At 57.3% G+C, this 20,520-nt stretch carries 12 protein-coding genes; 7 read left to right on the top strand and 5 right to left on the bottom strand.

Annotated elements, in window-relative coordinates; all coding sequences use genetic code 11:
- Positions 1 to 2 precede the first annotated feature (2 nt).
- On the bottom strand, positions 3 to 4,352 hold the full coding sequence (locus AC2IAX_RS15640) for a PAS domain S-box protein (protein ID WP_494388297.1): 4,350 nt from the start codon (positions 4,350 to 4,352) through the stop codon (positions 3 to 5).
- Positions 4,353 to 4,566: 214 nt separating this feature from the next.
- Here AC2IAX_RS15640 and sppA point away from each other — a divergent pair, with 214 nt between their 5' ends.
- The gene (gene sppA, locus AC2IAX_RS15635) at positions 4,567 to 6,408 is read left to right on the top strand and encodes a signal peptide peptidase SppA (protein WP_494388296.1); all 1,842 of its coding nucleotides are present in this window, start codon (positions 4,567 to 4,569) and stop codon (positions 6,406 to 6,408) included.
- A gap of 247 nt (positions 6,409 to 6,655) precedes the next feature.
- On the top strand, positions 6,656 to 8,467 hold the full coding sequence (locus AC2IAX_RS15630) for a DUF3352 domain-containing protein (RefSeq protein ID WP_494388295.1): 1,812 nt from the start codon (positions 6,656 to 6,658) through the stop codon (positions 8,465 to 8,467).
- 473 nt (positions 8,468 to 8,940) lie between these two features.
- Here AC2IAX_RS15630 and sigC read toward each other — a convergent pair whose 3' ends face one another.
- Entirely contained in the window at positions 8,941 to 10,257 is a 1,317-nt protein-coding gene (gene sigC, locus AC2IAX_RS15625; protein WP_494390415.1) for an RNA polymerase sigma factor SigC, read from the bottom strand.
- 897 nt (positions 10,258 to 11,154) lie between these two features.
- Positions 11,155 to 12,657: a BCD family MFS transporter gene (locus tag AC2IAX_RS15620; protein ID WP_494388294.1), complete on the bottom strand. Its 1,503-nt coding sequence runs from the start codon at positions 12,655 to 12,657 to the stop codon at positions 11,155 to 11,157.
- A 582-nt stretch (positions 12,658 to 13,239) separates the two neighbouring features.
- Between AC2IAX_RS15620 and AC2IAX_RS15615 the strand changes: the two genes are divergently transcribed.
- The 3 genes from AC2IAX_RS15615 to AC2IAX_RS15605 all read left to right on the top strand — a co-directional run bounded on the left by AC2IAX_RS15615 (position 13,240) and on the right by AC2IAX_RS15605 (position 16,250).
- Positions 13,240 to 13,575 (top strand): hypothetical protein, encoded by a 336-nt coding sequence (locus AC2IAX_RS15615; RefSeq protein WP_099534674.1) that lies wholly within the window; start codon positions 13,240 to 13,242, stop codon positions 13,573 to 13,575.
- Positions 13,576 to 13,864: 289 nt separating this feature from the next.
- Positions 13,865 to 15,394, top strand: coding sequence for an ATP-binding protein (locus AC2IAX_RS15610; protein WP_494388293.1), 1,530 nt, complete (start codon positions 13,865 to 13,867; stop codon positions 15,392 to 15,394).
- A 52-nt stretch (positions 15,395 to 15,446) separates the two neighbouring features.
- Positions 15,447 to 16,250 carry a creatininase family protein gene (locus AC2IAX_RS15605; protein ID WP_494388292.1) on the top strand — a complete coding sequence of 268 codons (804 nt, stop codon included), beginning with the start codon at positions 15,447 to 15,449 and terminating at the stop codon, positions 16,248 to 16,250.
- Here the strand turns inward: AC2IAX_RS15605 and AC2IAX_RS15600 are convergent.
- Positions 16,247 to 17,845: a calcium-binding protein gene (locus AC2IAX_RS15600; protein ID WP_494388291.1), complete on the bottom strand. Its 1,599-nt coding sequence runs from the start codon at positions 17,843 to 17,845 to the stop codon at positions 16,247 to 16,249. The genes AC2IAX_RS15605 and AC2IAX_RS15600 overlap by 4 nt on opposite strands.
- 292 nt (positions 17,846 to 18,137) lie before the next feature.
- Entirely contained in the window at positions 18,138 to 18,275 is a 138-nt protein-coding gene (locus AC2IAX_RS15595; RefSeq protein ID WP_494388290.1) for a hypothetical protein, read from the bottom strand.
- On the opposite strand from AC2IAX_RS15595, the gene AC2IAX_RS15590 reads away from it, so the two are divergent.
- Both AC2IAX_RS15590 and rdgB read left to right on the top strand, forming a co-directional pair.
- Positions 18,274 to 19,746 carry a phosphoglucomutase/phosphomannomutase family protein gene (locus AC2IAX_RS15590; RefSeq protein WP_494388289.1) on the top strand — a complete coding sequence of 491 codons (1,473 nt, stop codon included), beginning with the start codon at positions 18,274 to 18,276 and terminating at the stop codon, positions 19,744 to 19,746. The genes AC2IAX_RS15595 and AC2IAX_RS15590 overlap by 2 nt on opposite strands.
- A gap of 158 nt (positions 19,747 to 19,904) precedes the next feature.
- Positions 19,905 to 20,474, top strand: coding sequence for an RdgB/HAM1 family non-canonical purine NTP pyrophosphatase (gene rdgB, locus AC2IAX_RS15585; protein WP_494388288.1), 570 nt, complete (start codon positions 19,905 to 19,907; stop codon positions 20,472 to 20,474).
- Positions 20,475 to 20,520: the final 46 nt, after the last annotated feature.

Raw genomic sequence — 20,520 nt, 5'->3', positions numbered from 1 at the left:
CCTCAAGAGGGCGCATTGGGCTGCCAAAGCGGAATCGTAATTTCAAACGTGCTGCCTTCCCCAGGGGCTGACTCGCAAATCAGCGTGCCCCCGTGTTTTTCCGTCACAATTTGGTAGCTAATTGACAATCCCAGCCCCGTGCCTTTGCCCACGGGCTTGGTGGTGTAAAACGGGTCAAACAGCCGTTGCTGCACCTCCTGCGGAATTCCCAGCCCATTATCCTGAATCCGAATCACCGCTTGCTCACCCCGGCGTTCCGTCATAATCCGAATTCGGCTCGGGTTCGCTTGCATTTCCGCCATCGATCGCTGCTGATCTCGTTCCTCCAAGGTGTCGATCGCATTGACCAAAATATTCATAAATACCTGATTGAGTTGCCCCGCATAGCACTCAATTTCTGGCAATGTTCCATACTCTCGAATCACCTCAATACCCAACCGATTATTCTTCGGTTTCATCCGCCCATTCAAAATCGTGAGGGTGCTATCCAATCCCTCATGGATATTCACCACCTTCATTTCCGCCTCATCCATGCGGGAGAAAATTCGCAGTGATTGCACAATTTCCTTAATTCGCTCTGCCCCCAATTTCATCGAATCAAGCATTTTGGGCAAATCAATCATCAAAAAGTCCAGATCAATTTCCTCAATGAGGTCAGCGATCGGCTGTTCTAAATCAGGATAAAAGTCGCGATATAACGCCACTAATCGCAATAGATCTCTGCTGTAATCTTCCGTATGAGCTAAGTTGCCATAAATAAAGTTCACGGGATTATTAATCTCATGGGCTACCCCAGCCACCAACTGCCCCAAACTCGACATTTTTTCCTGTTGCACCAATTTGGTTTGGGTCAGGCGCAGTTCTTGTAACGCTTGCTCTAGGGCGATCGCCTTGGCACGGGCTTCGGCAGCGGCCATTTCGGTTCGCTCAAACAAATCCGCCTGATTTTTCGCGATCGCCACCTGATTCACCACCGCCTGCACCAACGCCACCTCATCCGACTGCCACTGATGCTGATGGGATATCTGCGAGCAAGAGATCACCACCATGCGGGAACTGTGGATCCGCACCGGCACAATCAAGAGTGATCGCACCTTCGTGCGAGACAGGGCCAGCCGCTCTTGGGCAGGTAGTTGTTTCACGTCGTCAATTTGCACCACTTCCATCCGAGCGACCTTCGCCGCCAACGAGCCAAATTGAGACTCGTGGTAAGTACCAATTGCCGAAGGAATAGCGGGATCTCTCGCTTCCGCCACAACCGTCCAAGCCCCATCTGCCAGTCCCTCGGTTGCTGAATTGGTCGCCGATTCCGATTCCAAGGTCGTTTGGTTAATTGGTTGGTCAGTTAGTTGATCAGTGGGTTGGTCAATTGGTTGGTCAGTGGGTTGATTACTTGGTTCCTCAACTCGTTGATTCGCTGGTTCACTAACCTGCTGGTCATACAAGGCGAAGGTGGCTAGATCGACCCCCAAGGCCAGGCGAATTTCCTCCAAGGCAAACCCAATCACCTGTTCCTTGGAGCCATGGATGCTTTTGCGAATTTCCGTTGAAAGGGTGTTAATCAGCCGTTCCCGTTCCACCTGTCGTTGCAAACAGTGCTGGGAATCTCGCAGGGCCTGTTCCACCTGCTTCAGGGCTGCAATGTTTCGGGCCACGTTGGACAGATATTCCACCTGTCCATTGCGCCCGTAATGCACCAAAGCCACTTGGGACACGGGAATCGGATTCCCGGCTCGATCGCAAAATAAGCTTTCCCCTTGCCACACCCCTTCCTGCAACAACTGGGGAAACTGCTCTTGAATCCGGTTCCGCTCCGAGGGGTGCAGCAACTGGGCAATGTTCAAGCGCAAAATCTCCTCGGCGCTGTAGCCCAACATGGCGCAACCAGCGGGGTTGACATAGGTTAAGTTGCCGTGAATGTCGGTGGTTCCCACAAAGTCCGTGGTCGCCTCCAAAATGGCTAGCAGGCGCTGTTGTTCCCGTTCAATTTGCTTGCGTTCCGTGGTGTCGATCGCCACCAACAGCAATCCGGTAATGGCCCCCGTGTGATCTCGCAGCGGTGTTTTAACCACATCAAAATCACGCAATTCGCCGGCCGCATTGGGGAACTGCTCTTCAACCTGAATCGTTTTCCCGAGGGTAAGGCAGCGTTGATCGGACAGCAGACAAACGCGGCAGGACTCTTCTCCCAGCACGTCTTGATAGTGATTGGCCGCCAGCAGGGTGGATTCTTCGATGCCAAAGGTTTGACAGAGGGGCCGATTGGCCAAGCGCACTCGCCCTTGGGCATCCGTGAGCCAAATCAGCAGTGGGGCCGTGTCCAGCACGGTGCGCAGGGTGCGCTCCTGTTCCATCAGGCGAATTTCGGCCTGTTTGCGTTCGGTAATGTCCGTGTCCACCCCCACCCACTCGCGGATGGTTCCATCGGCTTCCAACACGGGCACACCCCGCACCACCATGTAGCGATATTCACCATCGGCACGACGCAACCGATGCTCAATTTTGTAGGGCTGTTGTTGTTGGCGGGCCGTTTGCCAAGCTGCTTGGGTATAGCCGCGATCATCGGGGTGAACGGCCATCAACCATCCTTGGCCGCAATAGTCTGCAAAGGATTGGCCGGTGAAGTGGGCCCAGTGGGGCATGGGTTCGGTGACTTCTCCATCGGCGTTGGTGTGCCACAGGGTTTGGCCCATGGCTTCCACCAGGCAGCGATAGCGTTCTTCGCTTTGGCGCAGGCGATCTTCGGCCACGATGCGGGCGGTGATGTCGGTGGCAATGGACAGACAGCCAATCATGTCCCCCTGCTCGTTGCGAAGGGGGGCGTTTTGCCATTCGCAAAGGATGATGCGACCGTCGCGGGTGCGGTTGTAGTTGCGGAACCGGCTGCCGCCACGACCGGTCATCAGATCGGCAATTAGGGCATAGACTTTGGGCTGTTCGTTTTCGGGCAGGATTCGATCGAACGGTTGATTGATCATGTCTTCGGCGGTGTAGCCGAAGAGTTCGGTGGCGGCGCGGTTCCAGGTGATGATGCGCCCGTCGGAGAGCCATTCAATGATGGCAACGGGAATGCGTTGCACCAGAGATGACCAGCGCTTTTTTGAGGACTGGAGGGCCTGTTCGGTGGCTTTGCGATCGGTTACGTCAAAAATCACCCCATCCAGCCACATCAGTTGTCGGTTGTGGTTGAAGCTGGGTTGTCCCTGTTCCACCACCCAACGCAGTTCGCCGCTGACATGGCCGAGCCGGTACTCGACGCGGTAGGGTTGCTGCTGGGCGATCGCGGCTTGAATTTCCGTCCACACTTGATCGCGGTCTTCGGGGTGGGTGAGGTCTTGCAGGGTGCGATTGCGATATTGGACGAAGGTTTCAGCCCGGTAACCGGTGAGATGTTCGATCGCCTCGCTGGCAAACAGCAACGTCCGTTCCCGATCGCCCAAACAGCGATAGATCACGCCGGGGACGTTGGCCACCATGGTGCGGAAGCGTTCGTTGTTGTCTCGCAAGGCGGTGTCGGCCTGTTCTTGGGCCAAGCGCAACACGCGCCGCTCGGTGATGTCTTGGGCAACGGCGTAGATCAAATCCTGGGCCCGATCCCAAAAGAAATTCCAGCGAAACCAACGATAGGTGCCGTCTTTGCGCCGGTAGCGATTTTCCAGGACGCGGGTGGGAGTTCCTTGGGGTGAAAAGTGAGTTTCCGCCTGGGTGCGGGTGCGATCGTCCGGGTGAACGTAATCGGTGAAGGGCCGCCCGATCGCCTCTTCCCGCCAACCCAAAACCTGATCCCAGGTTTCGTTGAGAAATTGAAATTCCCCTTGACTGTTGATCGTGCAAAGGCAACTGCCCGATTGGATAAAGAGCTGTTTCCAGGCTTGCTCCATCACCACCCGATCGCTCACCACCCGCAGGGAAATGCAAACCAGATTGCGTCCGGCATCATTCGGCCCCAAGCCGCCATTGCCCCAGGGAGCCACCTCCCATTCCAACCAAAGGCCCGGATGGGTTGACCGTTCCAGCCAATGGGGCTGTTCTGAGCGCACGGTTTGGCCCTGGCTGGCTCGGGCAATGGCCGGTCGCCAGAGGGCGGCCAGTTCTGGACAAAGGGTCATCACCGATTGGCCGGGGGGGGCTTCCGGCAGCGATAGGGCCGTTAACCAGGCTTGACTGGCAGCCCAATAGCTCCCTTGGTTGTCCACCAGGGCGATCGGCAGGGGCAACCCGGCCACAAGCTGTTGTAAAACTGCCTCAGGGGTTACGGGAGGTTCCAACGGTTGCGAAGTCGCCGTCACACAACCCTCCTTGCCACCGGCGGGTTGCGGATCGCTAGATTGCGGAGCGTCGGGGTTGGTCATGGGTGGAAATCTCGGAAGGCAGGCAAAACAGGCGAACAAAAACAGGCAAGCACAGGGCGGCATGAGCGGCCAACTTGACATTCTCTGTCGCGCAAGCCCCAGCAGCGATCGCTAGGATTGGGTCTAGCATAGAAAAGCTCGCAGGGATTGCCAGTGATCCGCAACCTTGCTGCTTTAGTCCCCCGCTGCTCTAGTCCCTGCACCGCCAGCCGTCATGAAAAGTTTTTTACAACAAACAATCGCGAGCATTCTGGGAACGCTGGTTGGCCTCACGATCTTCGCAGGTGGCAGCCTCCTGGGACTCATTGGGTTGATTACTTTTTTGGCGGCCCTGTCCAGTTCCTCGGAGCCGGTGGCCCTCAAGGGGCGATCAATGTTGGCATTGGATCTATCGCTGGCGATTCGGGATGAGCCGGGCCAAGCAGAGGACTCGATCGATCGCTGGCTGAGCGATCGCCCGCGAACCATTCCCCTTAGGGTGTTGCTAGACACCTTGGCCCAGGCGGCCAAAGACCGCCAAATCACCGGTCTTTACCTTTACGACAGTGCCGGAACGGGCCCGATCGCGGGCTATGCCACTCTCCGGGAAGTGCGGGAAGCCATTCTGGAGTTTCGGAAAAAAAAGCCGGTCATTGCCTATGGCACGGATTGGGACGAGCGTACCTATTACCTAACATCCGCCGCCAATGAAACGCGGTTGCATCCGGCGGGAGGGCTGGAGTTCAACGGGTTGGCCGCCGAAAGCACCTTTTGGAGCGGGGCCCTTGAAAAATACGGCATTGGGGTGCAGTTTGTGCGGGCCGGAAAGTTCAAGTCGGCGGTGGAACCCTTTGCCCGTCGGGATTTCAGCCCTGAGAACCGGGCCCAAACGGCGGCCCTGCTTCAGGATTTGTGGCAAACGGTGCTGACGGCTGCGGGTCAAAGTCGCAAACAGTCGATCGCCCAGTTGCAAGCGATCGCCGATCAAGGAGGATTGCTGCGTTCCGATCAGGCGGTGAAGCTGGGTTTGGTCGATCGCCTGGCCTATGACGACCAGGTGATTGAACGGGTGCTGAAGCTGGCCGATCGAGAAGACAACAAGCCCACCTTCCAGCGGGTTTCGGTCGCTGACTATGCGCGCCAGGTGGGAACCGTAGAAGCGGCCCAAAGCAAACTGGGCGATCGGCGCAAAAACGCAACGGGCCAGGAAATTGCCTTGCTCTATGCCACGGGCACGATGGTGACCCAAACCACGGACGGCGATCGGGATTTGATGAATGGCTCCGCGATCGCCACGGAACTGCGGAAGTTGCGTAAAAACGAGGATGTCAAGGCGATCGTTTTGCGGATTGACAGTCCCGGCGGCAGCGCCACCGCCGCTGACATCATTGCTCGGGAAGTGTCCTTGGCGGCTAAAGACAAGCCGGTGATTGTCTCCATGGGAGATGTGGCCGCCTCTGGCGGCTATTGGATTGCCGCGCCGGCCACGGAAATTTGGGCAGAACCCACCACCATTGCCGGATCGATCGGGGTGTTTGGCCTGCTGCCCAATATTCAAAAACTGGGCGAGAACAATGGGGTGAATTGGGATTCGGTCACCACGGCTCCCTTTGCCAACATCGGTTCCGTGACCCGCAGCAAAACACCCGCCGAGCTGGCCCTGCTGCAATCATCCGTGGACTGGACCTACGATCGATTTTTGGATCATGTGGCCCAGTCCCGATCGCTCGATCGGGCCAAGGTGGAAGAGTTGGCCCAGGGGCGAATTTGGTCGGGCAAGGCCGCAGCGGATTTGGGCTTGGTCGATCAGTTAGGGGGCTTAGATCAGGCAATCGCCGCCGCCGCCAAGGCCGCCAAGCTGGGGAAAGACTGGGTGTTGGCGGAATATCCGCGCCGGGAACCCTTTGGCCTCAGTTGGTTAGAGGATAAAAGCCAAGCCCTTTGGAGTCAGTTGGGCTGGAGCCAGTCCCCCTTGATTGCGCGATCGCTGGCTCAGTTACCGTCGCAATTGTGGCTCTTGAATGACGATCCTCGATCGACCTACGTTTGGTGGCCCGATCGGCTGGAGATTCGCTAGGCAAGCCACCGTTAACCGGGCAGATCACCGGGAAAAGAATGAACCGGGAAAATAACTAACCGGGAAGCAGCCCCAGCAACCTTGCCACCCAACGGCTCAACTTCAACATTTTGTTGCTAACTGCAACCGAGACAGACATCTGCACAGGCCGCCCGCGATCGAGATGGAATAATGGAGCCGGGCTAGGCAGCCCGACCCAAACGGGAGGCCGCCACAAGCGAACACCAAAAAAGGGCGAGCGAGAAGCATGAAGGGGCGCGCGTTTTTTTCAATTTTGGCGGCGATCGCAATTTCGCTGGTGGCGGCCGGGGCCGCCGGAGCCGTTTGGATTGCCACCCACAGCCCCCTGGGCTTGTTGGACGGTGTGGCTAATGCTCAGCCCGAAGCCGCTGTCATGATCCCCAAACAGGCTCCGGCCATGGTTTCGTTGTTGGTGAACCCCGATCGCGTGGAGGCCCTGCGCCAAGCGATCGCGCCCTTAGGTCGGCGGAGGGCAGCCCGCCACGAATGGCAACAGGCCCGCGATGCCTGGCTCACCCGCAGCGGCCTAACCTACGATCGCGATGTGCAGCCCTGGTTAGGGGATGAAGTGACCCTAGCGGTGACCACCGTGGACATCGATCGCGATCCCAATAATGGCCGGGAGCCGGGCTATTTGTTGGCGGCGGCGGCTAACGACCCCGATCGGGCCCGGGAGTTCTTGCAACTGTTCTGGCAAAAACAAGCCCTGAACGGCATTAACCTGATTTTTGAGCAATACAAGGGCGTAAAAATCGTCCATGGGGAAGCGTTAGATCTGATTCCGCGCGGTTGGGCCAAACGCCTGGCCCAGGGCGGCCGAGTTTCAACCCAAACGGACTTGGCCACGGCCCTGGTGGCCGATCGCTTCGTGCTGGCCGCCAACGATCCCAAAGTCCTGCGGGATGCCATCAACAACATCCAAGCGGCTGACCTGAGCCTGTTGCGGGAACCAGACTATCAACGGGAACTGGCAGCGCTCCCGCCCGATCGCCTGGCGATCGCCTACGTGAACCCCATGGCCTTGGGTGAACTCCTGGAACCCGCCACCGCCACCCGCCGCCGATCGAAAGCACTGTTACCCGCCGAGTGGTTGGCGGCCCTGCCGGCCCACAGCGCCACCCTGTCCCTGAAGGCCGAGCGATCGGGCTTGGTCACGGAGGCCGCTTGGGTGGCGGCCGATGGTCTGACCCTGGTGGCGACCGAATCTCCCCTGACGGAACCCGCCACCGCCACCCGCTACTTGCCCAGCACCGCCACCATTGCCCTCAGCGGCAAAAACCTGCAACAACTCACCCAACAGTGGCAGCAAATCTTGGGCGACGGCCCCATCGCCCAGGCGATCGCCCCGCTACTGAGTCAGGTGGAAACCAGTTCGGGGCTAAATTTGCAAAACGACCTTTTGGCCTGGAACACCGAAGATTTTGCCCTGGGCTTAATTCCCGTGGAAGTGGGCGATCGGGCAGCGGAGCGGGCCTTGGGTGAATTTCCCGGCGATTGGGTCTTTGTGGCCCGCCGCACCCCCGAAACCACCGCCGCGCTCGATCGGATTGATGCCCTGGCCAAACAACAGGGCCTCACCCTCGGAACTCTGAACTTGGACAGCGACCAACTGGCCACCGTTTGGACGCAACTGATCGCACCGTCCAGCGCCGGTCTGATGGGTTGGCGCAATGCGGGTCAAGTTAGCACCCAAGTGCAAGGGGCCCGGGCCACAGTGGGAGACTACGAAATTTTGGCCACCTCCGTGCCCGCCTTGGCCGCAGCAGTGCAAGCAGGGCGCGATGAAACGGCCTCCCTTTTGGGCGATCGCCTCTGGCAATCGGTCACCACCACCCTGCCTGTTCCCAACGATGGCAACGTTACCCTGAGTTGGCCCGCTGCCCGCCCGGTGGTGCGCCGCTTGATCCCCCTGTTCCGGTTGGTGGAAGTGCCCCTGCGGCCCCTGTTCGATCGCCTCGATCGTCTGAGTTTCACCAGCGAAGGCGGCCCTGAAAATCTTCGCCGCTTCTCGCTGTTTGCTCACTGGACGAGCTGGTAAACCCGATCGGGCGATCGGGTCGCGGCCCCATCCCGCCTTGGTCTTGTCTCGAAACTCAGTTTCCGAGCAACGGCCCATCAGCCAATAAGCAAAAATCAACGAGAGAAAATCAACACCGAAAAATCAACACAAAAAAATCATGGAGGGGCGATCGATTAGCTCGATCGCCCCTCCTCTTTTCACTGAGTCAATTACTCATTACACCTCTTTCACGAAAACCCCTTTCCTCCAGATCGGCCAATCAACGATCATTTTGTAGGTTGGGTTGAGGCACGAAGCCCAACAACAGCAAGGTTCATAGTGATCAAGTTGGGTTTCGCAAAGCTCAACCCAACCTACCGGAGAACCAAGCATTTGAGCGTTTTGTCAGTCAATCAGCAATCTTGGAAAGGGATTTAGGATCAGAATCGTGATTGATGCAAGAGGTCTATTGATTCAATCAAACCGCGCTCACTCAACCCGCAAACATTGCCCTAGGACAACGCTTCCAGATAATCCCGTACCTGGTTGCGATGGCGCGGTTGGCGCAGTTTTTGCAAGGCCTTCGCCTCAATTTGCCGCACCCGCTCCCGTGACAAGTCCAGCGCCCGCCCAATTTCCGCCAAGGAATAGGGGCTGCTGTGGCCCAAGCCAAACCGCATTTGAATCACATCCCGCTCGCGGCTGGTCAGTTGTGCCAACAGTTGTTGCAAATCCCGTTGCAACGACTCCCGCATCAGGTTCTCTTCCGGCGAAGCGCTATCCGCCTCTAGTAAATCCCCCAACTCGGTGTCCTTATCCTTGCCCACCTTCGTTTCCAGCGAAACGGCCCGGGGCACGCGCATCAACACCTCGCGCACCTGGGCAGGGGTCATATCCAACTCAGCGGCCACATCATCAAGGGTGGCCGTGCGGCCCTTGGCCTGGGAAATTTTCCGTTGGGCCTTCTTGATTTTGTTCAGCTTCTCGGTGATATGCACCGGCAGCCGAATGGTGCGGCTTTGGGTGGCGATCGCCCGAGTAATGCCCTGGCGAATCCACCAATAGGCATAGGTGCTGAAGCGATAACCCTTGGTGGGATCAAACTTCTCAACGGCCCGCTCCAGGCCCAAGGTTCCTTCTTGGATCAAATCCAGCAGTTCCAAACCCCGGTTTTGATACTTCTTGGCCACGGACACCACCAGGCGCAAGTTGGCCTTGATCATCCGCTCCTTGGCCCGCGTGCCTTGGGTTTGGATGTCTTCCAACTCCGCCAGGGTCAGTTGGGCAACGGCGGCCCAGCGGTTTTTGCCCTTGTTCAAATCAGCCTTCAGTTCCGGCACTGTCACACCGGCTTCGCGGGCCCAACGCTCGATCGAGGGGCGATGGCCCAGGGTGGCGCAAAGGCGATCGCGCACAGCCACCAAGTTCACCAACCGTTCCAGTTGCGGTTCCTCGGGGCAGGCGGCCGTTTCCCGCAGCCGCAACAGTTGCATGTATCGCTGCACCTTTTGGGCTTCGGTCACTTCCTCGTCCCGACCCAACAGCCGCACACGCCCAATCTCTTGGAGATACAGACGCACGAGATCGGTGGTTCTGCGGCGATCGCGCCGGCCATCCTGGGCCAAGGCCGCCTTTACGTCCTCATCCTCTTCCTCAAGGCGATCGGCCCCGAGGTCATCTGTGCCCAACTCTTCAGCGCTCAAATCATCTACGCCCAAATCTTCAACCTCAAATCCCGAACCACTCAGCTCACTTTCCAGGGTCGTTTCGTCAAAATCCTGGTCTCCGGAATCAAGGGATTCTTCGGAGTGATCTTCTTGATCATCCATCAGGCCACTGGACAACTCAGGCGACAAATCGATCGGCGATTTACTAAAGAATTGATCTGAATCGAAAAAGTTGATAGGCATAGCAGTCATAGTCTCTACCGCTCCGAAGATGCGCATGAATCAAGCGAGTCCAACACCCTCAATGCGCCAGTTGCTGCATAGCTATCGATCTATCGCCGCATGGGTTCGTTTTTAAGCCTGGATCGCCAGTGCGCGCGGCCGGAATAGGGATCGATGGGAAGCTGCCCTGATGCTAACTATCGTAGTGAGGCTCCTCTGAATGCTCAGTGACCGAAGCGGCGTTCTCGAACAATCTTCGTCACGGAGCGCTAGTTAGCCGGATCGCCATTACGGTCGATAATCGATCGCCATCCTGTGTGATCTCGATCGCTGGTAGGAACCTCCGTCCACAAATTCACCCCTAAGATGTAGTTATCGTGGATTGTTCCCGGGATGACGGTCTCCCAAGAATGTCTTAAGACTTCTTTGGATTTTGTCTGAACTTTTACAAAAAAAGATAAATTTTGTAAATTGCAATACCAGCAATTTTAGGAATTAATTAGGAATTAATACTGATCAACTATCAATTAAAGACTAATGCCCATAACCCTGAAATTCGATTGAGCCATAGGGGTTAAGACTCTGATTTCATCATAATTGTCAGTCATAGGTCAATGAATGGTTGATGAATGACCCCTTGATTATTGATTGATGATGATTCTCAATTTCAAAAGACTTCATTAACTTGAGTGAACTGGCTTTGGCTGACACGATCAGGGTTATGGATTTTTGTATTGATTTTTAACTAATTTTGATCGAACCACAAAGAATTTATAACCCCAAAGTCATGGGGTGATCTTGACCAAGATCACCCCTCGCCGGAAGACAAGCCCCGGTTTAGTCCATTTCCACCTGTAAAACGTTGGCAATCGCCTGTTGGGAATCGGTTTTGAACTCTCGCACGTTCACCCACCACAACAGCCCGATCGCGATCGCCATCATCAACGCTTCCACCGCAAACACCGTAATGAAGCCATAGATCGGTTGCCCAAACAGCGCCAGCCCAACCCGTTGGTAAATTAAGCCACCCAACCAGGTAGACAGGGCCTTAGCCAAGGCCTGAGCCAAACCCCAAGCCCCAATGAACGTGCCGGCCGTTTCCGCCGCCGTTAGATCCAACATCAGGGTCAAGGCCCCGGTGGTGACAACGCCCGAGGTGAGACCAAAAATGCCCACGGCCGCTTGCAAAGCAGTGGGATTCGCCCCGATCGCCCCGGGATTGGGACTGCTGGAAAATCCCGCCAAGATGATTAGCCCCAGCGCCGCGATCGTCAGCAAACAACCGAGCTTTGTGGTGCGCTGTTTGCCCAACCGAGGAATCAGGCCAAAGCCCGTGACCACCAACCCCAAGAGAGTTCCCGTGCCAAAGAATGCATTCAAGCTCGTGGTGGCCGAAGGGGGCATGTTGAACACTTCGCCGCCGTAGTTTTCGAGAACGGCTTCTTGCAAAAACAGGCCCAAGGTCATGGCCAGCAAGAATGCGAAAAAGATGCCCGTTTGCCGACTGGCGGTCAAAATTCGCAGGGCCCGCCCGAGGGTAATTTGGTCTTCCCGTTCCGCCAAGTGCGATCGCAGGCCATAGCGCGAAAACCGTTTTTCCACACCCCAGGTGGCCACAAAGGCCAACCCAACCACAGTCGCGGGCACAATGATGAACAGTTGGTTCAAGGCCCCTTGCAAAGCGGCGAGGCTGTTGGCCGCTTCGGCCCGTTTCAGGAGAATCGAAGTCAGGATGGCTCCGATGATGATCCCCACCATCAGCATTGACCAAACCACACCCACTAGGCGCGATCGATCATCCTCGTCCGACACATCCACCAACAAAGCCGCAAAGGGTGTGGAACTGGCACTGATGGAGAGGCCATAGCCCGCAAACAGCAACCCAAGGGCGATCGTCCAAAGGCCCGTGGTTCCCTCCCAAGACCAACCGCCCGCCTGCGCCACGGCCGCGCCCAATTGCCACATCACCTGCACAATCAAAAACGAGAGCACCGCAAAACACATGGCTCCCAGCCAGACATAGCCCGATCGATGCAACTGAAACAGGGGCTTGGCATCGGACAGTTGCCCAAACCAAACACGGGCGGGCGCAATGAACTGGTGCAGGGCGATCGCCCCCGCCGCCACATCCAGGGGAATGGCCAACTCATTGCCCATCACCCGGTTCAGCAGCCCCAAGGTCAGCACTGACATCATGCCCAGACCCATTTGAAACAGGCCCAAGCGCAACATCACCGGCAGGGAAAGCTTAGGGGGCTGTTGGGGCAAGTCATGGTGCGGGGGCAACTCCAATGGGGAAGGCAACGGATTCAAAGTGGATTCGGGAGACTCTGGAGGCATGGTGCTAGGAGGAACAGAAAATTCAAAGATAGATGGGGATCGTAGCTGGAGGGCTGTGATTCGGATTCGTGAGCCTCTGATCCTGCCGTCGCGAGATCCTAGGGAGCAAGGCCAGATCCTAGGGAGCAACGCCAGATCCTAGGGAGCAACGCCAGATCCTAGGAAGCAACGCCAGATCCTAGGGAGCAACGCCAGATCCTAGGGACAAGGGGCTTAAGCCCCTTGTTTGAAGCGGTTAGGCTAGGAAAATTAGCCATTTCCGCCTCAATCGATCGAATTCGATGACAAGCCCTGACTCCTAGGTTGGATCTGGGTTGAAATTTTTGGATCTGGGTTGAAATTTAAGCTGGTTGATAAAAGGTTTTGACCCAAATTTTGCGGCCGATTCGCCGGGGGCGATCGCTCTCCAATTTTAAAAGGCACACCGGAACTTCCCCTTCAGTCCCGAAATCCTGACGGAATTTTGGGGAATGTCCAAATTTCTTGAAGAATAAATCCTTATAATTGGTTCACAGAAATTAATGTTTTGTCTAAAATTTCTCATCAACTCCAGCCCAAACCTTTAGAGAACGAGATCCAACCATGACCGGATTCATTCGTGGCCTGTTCGGCGGCAACAAAAAAGAAGAAGCACCCGCGCCCCAACCCGCTCGCCAAAAGGAAACCCAGGATTTCTTCTTGGATTTTGACAGTGCTCGCACCTTCGGGGACATTGAGCGGATGCGCAAGGAAGTGGAAGTCCACAAGACTTTCCCCAAGGGGACTACGCCCGTTGAACAACCGGCCAAACCCAAGGCCAAGGCTGCGGAACCCACCAGCAGCGCTCCGGCCAGCACGGCCGGCGAAACCCTGGAACGCCGCAAGGCCGATCGCAACTTGGATGCGTTCCGCAGCATGGCTAAAGACCTGAAAAAATAGGCGGGGTCTCAAAACTGGGATCGCAAAACGAATCCAGTCGATCGCCACGGGAGGGAGAGCAATGTTGAGTTGTTCTCCCTCCTGTATGTTGATGGGTTCTGATGTGGCTTAACGCTGGCTGGTTAGTTCCGGCGGTGATTGATTCTTGTGCTGGTTCATTTTGCGAGCGATCTCTGGGCAGTTAAGCTGTTGATTGCCACTTCAAGCTAGGGCGATCGCACCGCTGATGGCTTTGAAGGGTGGCTGCCCGGTGCAAACTCCTGATCAACGAGACAACGAGATCTGGCCTATGACCTACTTGCGGACTGACGACCCATCCTCCCAGCGGCCGAAAATTAGTCCCGGTCGGTTACGGGAAATTCAGGAAGAGGCTGAACGGCTGCAATGGTTGCTGGCCTCGCTGCTGGTGTTGCCGGGAGTGTTGGATAACGAGGTGGGCAAGGCGTTTGCACAGTTTTTGGGGACGGTGCTGGAGCGATCGCGCGATGCGACGGATATTACGTTGGCCTATGGGCGCTGGTTTCGGGCGCTGATGACGGCGGGCCAAAGCTGGGGGGACTATTTGCTTGATCGCCTGGTGACGGTGGACACGGTATTGGCTCCGGTGCTCAAAGGCAAGACGATCGAGCAATTGCCCTCGGCCACGATCGCGGCGATCGACCATGATTTACGAGCATTTCAGCAACTGTGGCAGTTTGAGCCGGCCTTGGCTTGTCAGTGGGCCCAGGAGTTGGCGGGTGGGGCGATCGAGCTAGTGGCCTGGAGTGGGCCCGGTGCTGACTCGGAAACGAAATCCGATTCATCTGATTCATCCGATTCATCTGATCAAGCCGCACCTGATCAATTGGATACGCCTGATCTCGTTAATCAACAAGATCAACAGGATCAATCTGACGCATCTGATCAACAGGAAACCAAACCCAATCCCAAAGCCGCACTCCGGGCCCAGTTGCGCAACCTGGATGACTGGGCAACAGCCACACCAGCTTTGGTGCGTTATTTGGCAGCGGCCGATCGGGGACAGTTCAGCGAGTCCCGAGCTTTTCGTTGGCGATCGGGGCAGCTTGTGTCGGTGACCCATCCTGACCCGATCGACCTGCCCGACCTGGCCGGCTATGACGGCCCCAAGGCGCAACTGATTCAAAACACGGAATTTCTGTTGGCCGGTCACCGGGCGCTAAACGTGTTGCTGTATGGGGCACGGGGCACGGGGAAATCATCCCTCGTGAAGGCGCTGCTGTCGGCCTATGGCGATCGGGGGCTGCGATTGGTGGAGGTGGCCAAGCAAGAGCTGGATCATCTGCCGGAGATTGTGGACTTGCTGCGGAGCGCGTCCCAAAAATTCATCTTATTTGTGGATGATTTGTCCTTTGAGGAGGATGACGAGGCCTTCAAGGCACTGAAGGTTTGCCTGGAGGGCGGCATCACGGAGCGGCCAAAGAATGTGGTGGTCTATGCCACATCAAACCGACGACATTTGGTGCGGGAATATTTTGCCGATCGCCCCCGGCCCAGCGATGCGGATGAGGTGCAGTCCTGGGATACGGTGCAGGAAAAGCTCTCCTTTGCCGATCGCTTTGGCCTGACGTTGACCTTTGAGGCGGCCGACCAAGACACCTATTTAGAAATCGTGAATCATTTGGCTGATTTAGCCAATCTCGGGATTGATCGGGCAGAATTGCGGTTTCGAGCTTTGCAGTGGGCCACGCGCCACAATGGGCGATCGGGTCGCACGGCTCGCCAGTTCATCGACTTCCTCACTGCTGAGCAGGCCTTGGCGGCCAAGGCCACTCCCAGCACTGAGGCTGCGGAAGCTTGATGGCGCTCATGGCTCTGGGTTCACCGTTGATGTTGATTTGGACGAGCCAACTATGCATGGGCCCATTCCGGAACACCGCTTTTTTGCTTATCTAACTTGGCAAGAGATCGCGACCTTGCCCGATCGGGAGCGGGCCGTGGTGATTTTGCCGGTGGGGGCGATCGAGCAACATGGGCCCCACTTGCCCCTAAATGTGGACAGCGCGATCGTGAACGGAATTCTCGGGCGATCGCTCCAATGGCTCGATCAACAACGGCCCGACGTGGTGGCCTATGCCCTGCCACCATTGTTCTACGGCAAATCCAACGAACATCTGGCGCTGCCGGGAACCATTTCCCTCAGCGCCACCACGCTCCTGTCCTTGGTGATGGACATTGGCCACAGCCTCTATCGATCGGGCTTTCGGAAGTTGCTGTTGCTGAATGGCCATGGGGGACAGCCCCAGGTGTTGGATGTTGCCGCCACGGATCTCCATGAGCGATATCCCGACTTTTGGACTTATTCCTGTTTTGTGTGGCGATCGGCCAATTACAAACCCCTGTTGAACCCGGCGGAAACCCTGGGAATGCACGCGGGCGATGCGGAAACCTGCGTGATGTTGGCCCTTGATCCCGATCGGGTGCGGATGCAACGGGCCCAGGCAGAGATGCCCCTGATCCATCCGGGCAAGCGACTGGGGCCCAAGGGAGCCTTAACCTACGCCTGGACAATTCAAGATCTGAGCCAAAGTGGCGTGATTGGTGACCCAACGGCGGCGGCGGCCGATCGGGGCGAACAGATTATTGAACTGCTCGCCCGCAACTGGGCTGAGATCCTAGCCGAAATCTACGACTACTACCCGATCGCCCAGCCCTAGCCCAGGATGGCCCAACTGTTGAAACTACTGGACAAGTTGGCAGGCGCATTGGGGAAGGTAGCGATCGTTTGCACGCCGGATCCGTTGTTGAACTGCAACGCTACCCCCGTACCGCTACTGACAAAGGCAAACCCGCCCCGCTCCGGATCCACCGAAAACACCCGCAGGGTCGTAATTCCCCCAAATCCGGTGCTCCGAATCACCAATTTGTCCAACGTGGGGTCAAAGTCCGTCAGCACATCACCCCCTTCAGCGGGCGTGTTGTAAATAAAGAAATCGCTGCCCCCCGTGGCCAGCAACGTATCAGACCCCACGCCCCCTTCCATGGAGTCATTGCCCTCGCCGCCATCAATCAAATCGTTGCCGACACTGCCCTTCAGCAAATCTGCACCGCCCAAACCAGTGATCGTATCGTTGCCATCTAGCGCATCGATCGTGTCATCCCCAAACGTGCCTTGAATATTGTCATTGCCGGTGGAGGGCTGGGTGGAACCGGTGCTGCCCGTGCCGCCCGTGCTGCCGCTCACGCCGCCCGTGGTGGTATCTGTGCCCACGGGGGTGAGGAAACTGAGGCGTTGACTATTCTTCACGATCGCAATCAGCCGCTCCGTGTTGTTGGTATCCACCAACGTCAGGAACGTATCGGCCGCATTCAGCCCCGTTCCCGGAACCACCACCACCCGCGAGGCAATGTTGCCCTCGAACCCAATCAGGTCTTGGGTGAAGTCATAGTCAGCGATGATGTCAACGCCGCCTGCTTGTCCTGACACGATGAAGGTATCGCCGCCATTGCCCCCAATCAGGGTGTTGCTGCCCTGGTTGCCGTACAGGGTGTCGTTGCCGTTATCCCCGGACAGGCGATCGTCTCCGGTACCGCCGAAGATCACATCTTCGTTTTCGCCGCCGTTGATCGTATCCGCATCGCCGTTGCCGTTGAGGGTGTCGCTGCCTTCGCCGCCGTTGATGATGTCAAGGTCGCGGCCGCCCAGAATCAGATCAGCACCGCTGTCACCATTGAGATCATCGTTACCATCGCCGCCATTGATGGTGTCGGCTTCCCGGCCGCCAAAGACAACATCATCTCCTCGACTGCCATCGATTCGATCGTTCCCTTGGCTGCCAAAAATCAGGTCATTGCCTTGGCCACCAAAGATCACATCGTTGCCCAAATCTCCGAACAGGATGTCTTCGCCCTCGTTGCCTTGCAGCAGGTCATCGCCCTGGCCACCGTAGAGGGTATCGGCTCCCACGTCGCCCCATAGGGTGTCGTTCCCTTGGCTGCCTCGCAGGATGTCGGGATCTTGGCCACCGAAGAGCAGATCGTTGCCATCGTTCCCATCCAGCAAATCGTTATCTTCGTTGCCGTAAAGGGTGTCGTTTCCCTTGCCGCCAAAGAGTTGGTCGCTGCCAAACCCCCCTTGCAGGAAGTCGTTGCCGTCGTTGCCATTGAGAATGTCGTTGTCGCGGCCCCCTTGGAGGGCATCGTTACCGGCTAAGCCAATGAGGGTGTCGCTCCCTTCGTTGCCAAACATTTGGTCGTTGTCATTGGTTCCGGTGAGGAGGTTGGGAAGGTTGTTACCGTTAATGATGGCCATGGGGCGCTCCAAGGTGGGCTACAGTCCTGCGGGCGAACCGATGCGTGAGAAGGCTGAAGATGGGGTGATGGTGGGTGTGGCTCGCGCGAATCGATGATGGTCGATTTGTTCTGGGGTTGTCAAATGGGGGATGTGCCGGAAATGGCGGGTTTTGGGCGGGTGCGAAGCGGAGAACTTGGGCAAGTGGGGTCAGGAATTGGCTGGGATCCCTGGGGCGATCGGGAGGGGGCAAACCCGATTGTTAACATAGGCTTGCGTGGGGTGACCCCGCACGGCGTTGGGGTGGGGTGGTTCAGGAAATCCGGAAGGGACGGGGGCGATCGATCAGTTCGGTCAAAGCAGCCCAGGGCCGATCGGCCCCAGTCGTTTGCGTCCTAGATTCCCAATCTGAGCGGTATTGCAGCGCACAAAGCAGAGGTTTTTGATTCATGAGTCAATCGTTGAGAGCGGCGGCGGCCAACCCGATCAAGTTTGGAACGGATGGTTGGCGGGGGGTGATTGCGGCAGACTTCACGATCGAGCGGGTGGCCCGGGTGGCCCCGCTGGCGGCGGAAGCCTTGGCCCAGGAGTTTGGGGCCAGCACCGGCAGCCGCACCATTTTGGTGGGCTATGATCGCCGGTTCATGGCTGAAGATTTTGCGCGGGTGGCCGCTGAAGCCATCCAGGCGATCGGCTATCGGGTGAAGCTGTCGGACTGCTATGCCCCCACGCCGGTCTTTAGCTGGATTGCCCACCATGAACAGGCCCTGGGGGCGATCGTCCTGACGGCCAGCCACAATCCTGGCCGCTATTTGGGTCTGAAGGTGAAAGGAGCCTTTGGGGGTTCCGTGTCGCCGGAGGTGACCCAAAAGATTGAGACGATGTTGGCGGCCGAAACGGTTCCGGCCGAGGTGGAGCATCCGGAGCCGATTGAGTCGTTTAATCCTTGGGAAAGCGGCTACTGTGAAGCGTTGCGGCAGTTTGTCGATCTTGATGCCATCCGAGCTGCCATTGCCGATGGCAAGCTGGCGGTGTTTGTGGATGCGATGCATGGCGCTTCGGCCGGCGGTCTCAGCAAGGTGCTGGATGTTGCCGTGCAGGAGCTGAACACCAATCGCGATCCGCTGTTTGAAGGGGGCGCACCGGAACCGTTGCCCAAATACACCACCCGCTCGATCGCCCAAATTCGCGACCACCAACAGGCCCATCCCGACCAGTTGGCCGTGGGGTTGGTTTTTGATGGCGACTGCGATCGGATCGCCGCGATCGATGGGTCTGGGGAATTTCTCACCTCCCAGATCTTGATCCCGATTTTGATTCAGCACCTGGCCGTGGTGCGCGGGCAAACCGGCGAAGTGGTTAAAACCGTCAGTGGCTCCGACCTAATGCCCAAGGTGGCGGAACTGTATCAATTGCCGGTTCATGAAACCGCCGTGGGCTACAAATACATCGCCGATCGCATGTTGAGCGTGCCGGTGTTGATTGGGGGCGAAGAGTCCGGCGGCGTGGGCTATGGCAACCACATTCCTGAACGGGACGCGCTGCTCTCGGCTCTGTATGTGTTGGAAGCCGTTGTGAAAGCGGGCAAAAGCTTGAACGAACTTTACGGGGACTTGCAAACCAAAACCAATTTTTTCAATGCCTACGATCGCATTGATCTCGCCCTGGCCAGCATGGCCGCACGCGATCGGCTGTTGGGACAACTGCAAACCAACCCACCCCAAGCGATCGCCGGGCAAGCGGTCACCGACTGCCAAACCACCGACGGCTACAAATTCCGCCTGACCAGTGGCGATTGGTTAATGGTGCGCTTCAGCGGCACGGAACCCGTGCTGCGGCTCTATTGCGAAGCCGTCACGCTCGATCGAGTGCATGAAATTCTGGAATGGGCCCGCCAATGGGCCGAGGCTGCCGCCGCCTAGGGTCTCTTGTCCCTCGCCAAACTTGCTGGACTTTGCTCACCTGGGCTGATCCCCGGGTGATTTTTTTGGGTGGTCATTGCCGCCCGTTGCCCTTTGCTAAACCACCCCCGATCGGGACAATTGGGAAGTTCTGTCCATTCTGAAATTTCTTTTTCGCCATGCCCCGTTTAGTTGTTGCCACCGGAAACCCCGGCAAACTCAAAGAGCTACAGGCCTACTTGGATGATTTGGGCTGGGAGCTGGCCCTGAAGCCCCCGGAGCTAGAGATTGAAGAAACGGGCCAAACCTTCCTCGAAAATGCCCGCCTAAAAGCCACCCAAGTGGCCCTGGCAACCGGTGAATGGGCGATCGCGGACGATTCTGGCCTGGCGATCGATGCCCTCAATGGTGCGCCGGGTCTCTACTCCGCCCGCTATGGAGTCACCGACGCTGATCGGATCAACCGCGTTCTCACCGAACTGGCCAACCAGCCCGATCGCCGCGCCCAATTTGTCTGCGCGTTGGTGGTCGTGCGGCCCGATGGCACGGTGGCCGCCGAAGCCGAGGGCATTTGTCCCGGTGAAATTACCACAGCTCCCCGGGGATCGCAGGGTTTTGGTTACGACCCCATTTTTCTGATGCCCGAGTTAGGCCTCACCTATGCGGAAATGTCTGCCAACCAAAAACATGAACTGAGCCACCGTGGCCGGGCGATCGCCCTGTTGCGGCCCCAACTGACGACCCTGTAACCCCTGCGCCAAGCCATCACCGCAACCTAGCCAGCAGCCTTTGTGC

The organism is Limnothrix sp. HT2024 (assembly GCF_059138625.1).
Note: the sequence above shows the minus strand (reverse complement) of the source record. Positions and strands in the feature narration are given on the sequence as shown.

Coding starts and splice junctions, on each gene's coding strand:
- AC2IAX_RS15620 (WP_494388294.1), bottom strand. CDS start 12,657: ATGCCTCCAGAGTCTCCCGAATCCACTTTGAATCCGTTGCCTTCCCCA.
- AC2IAX_RS15615 (WP_099534674.1), top strand. CDS start 13,240: ATGACCGGATTCATTCGTGGCCTGTTCGGCGGCAACAAAAAAGAAGAA.
- AC2IAX_RS15600 (WP_494388291.1), bottom strand. CDS start 17,845: ATGGCCATCATTAACGGTAACAACCTTCCCAACCTCCTCACCGGAACC.
- AC2IAX_RS15630 (WP_494388295.1), top strand. CDS start 6,656: ATGAAGGGGCGCGCGTTTTTTTCAATTTTGGCGGCGATCGCAATTTCG.
- AC2IAX_RS15605 (WP_494388292.1), top strand. CDS start 15,447: ATGCATGGGCCCATTCCGGAACACCGCTTTTTTGCTTATCTAACTTGG.
- AC2IAX_RS15640 (WP_494388297.1), bottom strand. CDS start 4,352: ATGACCAACCCCGACGCTCCGCAATCTAGCGATCCGCAACCCGCCGGT.
- AC2IAX_RS15590 (WP_494388289.1), top strand. CDS start 18,274: ATGAGTCAATCGTTGAGAGCGGCGGCGGCCAACCCGATCAAGTTTGGA.
- sigC (WP_494390415.1), bottom strand. CDS start 10,257: ATGGATGATCAAGAAGATCACTCCGAAGAATCCCTTGATTCCGGAGAC.
- AC2IAX_RS15595 (WP_494388290.1), bottom strand. CDS start 18,275: ATGAATCAAAAACCTCTGCTTTGTGCGCTGCAATACCGCTCAGATTGG.
- AC2IAX_RS15610 (WP_494388293.1), top strand. CDS start 13,865: ATGACCTACTTGCGGACTGACGACCCATCCTCCCAGCGGCCGAAAATT.
- sppA (WP_494388296.1), top strand. CDS start 4,567: ATGAAAAGTTTTTTACAACAAACAATCGCGAGCATTCTGGGAACGCTG.
- rdgB (WP_494388288.1), top strand. CDS start 19,905: ATGCCCCGTTTAGTTGTTGCCACCGGAAACCCCGGCAAACTCAAAGAG.